General features: G+C 62.0%; 3 protein-coding genes. All 3 read left to right on the top strand.

The window, feature by feature from the left end; translation table 11 throughout:
* On the top strand, positions 1–600 hold a 600-nt coding region (locus AC3A4H_RS23525; protein ID WP_487768867.1), incomplete at its 5' end, for an MBL fold metallo-hydrolase.
* 272 nt (positions 601–872) lie between these two features.
* The gene (locus AC3A4H_RS23530; protein ID WP_487768868.1) at positions 873–1,079 is read left to right on the top strand and encodes a hypothetical protein; all 207 of its coding nucleotides are present in this window, start codon (positions 873–875) and stop codon (positions 1,077–1,079) included.
* 323 nt (positions 1,080–1,402) lie between these two features.
* A complete protein-coding gene (locus AC3A4H_RS23535; protein WP_487768869.1) occupies positions 1,403–1,657 on the top strand; it encodes a WGR domain-containing protein in 255 nt (84 codons plus the stop codon).
* The last annotated feature ends 137 nt before the right edge of the window (positions 1,658–1,794 follow it).

Below are 1,794 nucleotides of genomic sequence, written 5' to 3' on the forward strand. Positions count from 1 at the left end.
GGCGTGCTTCTCGAGGATGACGAGTTTCGTGTCGAAGGGGCGATGTTGGATCACGGAATTCCCAGCCTTGCCTTTGCGTTGCAGGAGAAAGTCAAGGTCGATGCGCGCAAATCGCGGCTCGATCAGCTCGGCCTGCCCATTGGGCCTTGGCTGACCGAGGCCAAGCGGTCAGTTCGGCGCGGCGATGCGCCTGAGACCAGAATTGCGGCCGGCCGTCGAGACATATCGCTGGCCGAGCTGTTAACCACCCAGGCGCTGACGATCGGTCCCGGGCAGCGGGTCGCCTATGCGACCGACCTGCTTTACAGCCCGGAGAACGTGGCACGCGCCGTCGCGCTGGCAAAGGGTGCCAGGCTGTTTTTCATCGAGGCCGGCTACCTCGACAAGGATCGGGCGCTGGCCGCCTCAAGATGCCATTTGACCGCCGCGCAGGCGGGACGTATCGCCCGTGCGGCAGGCGTGGCCCGTGCCGTGCCGATGCATTTTTCCTCCCGTTACCTGAAGCGCGAGGGTGAGCTCAGGTGCGAATTCGAAGCAAACTTCGATGGCGGCCGGAATGCCGGGGGTCCAGCAAGGACCCGCAAAGGCTCCAACTCTTGAGTCCGCGCATCGTGCTTTCGGAAAGTCGTTTCCGATCTCCGGCCAATGCGCCGGCGACCGCCGCGCTCGAGTTGCCGGAGCGCCGCCGAGCTCCAGCGGGCTTCCGGGAGAGGACGGATCGCTGGGGCATCAGTCATCTGCGCCGGCGCGGGCGTGCCGAATTAGCTGACGATCCGAGGCTTATCTCGGGCTCACACTCAAATAAAACTCTCCAGACTGCATTGTCCCGCAGATCCGCTATAAGGCATCCGCCCAACAAACCAGGAGAAAACATGGAAACCGTGGAAATCAGCAACCGTAGCGACTTCGCCCTTTGGGCAATCCAGCGCGCGCAGGAAATCGTGACGGGGGAGGGCGCCGCCTTCGCAATGGCTGCGCGTGACATGAACGAGGCAGCGCTGGCGGAAACCGCCGCCGCTCTCGGCAAGGCCATCAGCGACGCCATGCTTGAAGTCTTCGATGGCCTGATCGGTGACTGATCAAGGGTGGTTTTGATGTTTAGAAAGCGCGTGTCCACCGACCAAGAGCAAATATGGCTTTTGTTGAGCGCGCGACCCGACAGTTGGCAAAGGAGCGCATCCTAGCTGGGCACGATGTCGACCAGCATGTTCGCAAGCTCCGCGCGGCGACGCCCGGGAGCCGCCAAATCGGAGCGGCTCTAGTGGAAGAGGGTATCGCCCGCCGCTGAAATGGGTGCCGGCGCAGCTGCCGCGACTGATCCATCACCACGACGAATCAGTCGGCGACGATCGATTCAAGGAAGTCGTTGGACGCCGCTTGCACAGCCGGCGAGACTCCGGTCATGGAGAACGAAAAGCCAAGCCTTATTCATCTGCGCCGTATCGATCCGTCGCAGAACATGCGCCGGTTCTATACGCTTGCGATCCAGCCGACACTGTTCGGCGGCGCGTCGGTCGTCCGCAACTGGGGCCGGATCGGCAGCAACGGGCAGTCGATGATGGAGACGTTTGACAGCGACGAGGACGCGGTTTCGGCGTCGAGGCAGCTCGAACGCATGAAGCGCCGCCGCGGATATCGCGATTGCGGTCCGGCCTGACTGGTGCGGGCCAAGCGGCCAAGTTCCATAATTTTGCTTATCTGACTTTGGCCTGTGGCGGGGTGGATTCTACCTTGAAGTGCGACTTTGCAGCGATATCAATGGCTTATCGCAGGCAAGGAACCGCAGATGAAACG

Source organism: Pseudaminobacter sp. Soil_N_29 (genome assembly GCF_057656055.1).